Genomic DNA, 515 nt, shown 5'->3' on the forward strand with positions numbered 1-515 from the left:
CGGCCTTCACCTTGTAGCGCCGGAAGCGGTAGCCCGCGCCGTCGCCGGCCGGCTGGCGGGCAAAAATGTAGCTGTAGCCCTCGCCCTGAATCACGGCCGCGTCGGGCAGGGTGGGCTGCTGGTGGCTGGCCGTTTGAATCTGCGCGGCTACGTACTGGCCGGGCAGCAGCACGTCGCTGTCGGCATCGAGGTGGGCGTGCACGCTCACCGTGCGGGCATCGTCGCTGAAAGATTTGCCCACCAGAAACACTTCGGCGCCGTACTCTTGCGGCGTATTGCTGGCGGGTATTTTGAAGAGGATGTGCTGGCCCTTGCGCACGCGGGCAATGTCTTTTTCAAACACCTTGAGCTCCAGGTGCAGGTCGGAGCGGTCGACCACTTCGGCCAGCACCACCTGCTGGTCCACGTACTGGCCGGGGTTGATGTTGACCGCCTTCACGAAGCCCGCGATGGGCGACACCAGCGTGACGCTGGGCGTGAGTCGGGTGGGGCTCAGGCCGGCCGGGTTCAGGCCC

The 515-nt window shown here is 66.0% G+C and carries 1 protein-coding gene; it reads right to left on the reverse strand.

What is annotated here, in order from left to right; genetic code table 11:
* On the reverse strand, positions 1 to 515 hold a 515-nt coding region (locus tag ACYVDE_RS26010), incomplete at both ends, for an efflux RND transporter periplasmic adaptor subunit (RefSeq protein WP_460504386.1).

The organism is Hymenobacter agri, from assembly GCF_054778495.1.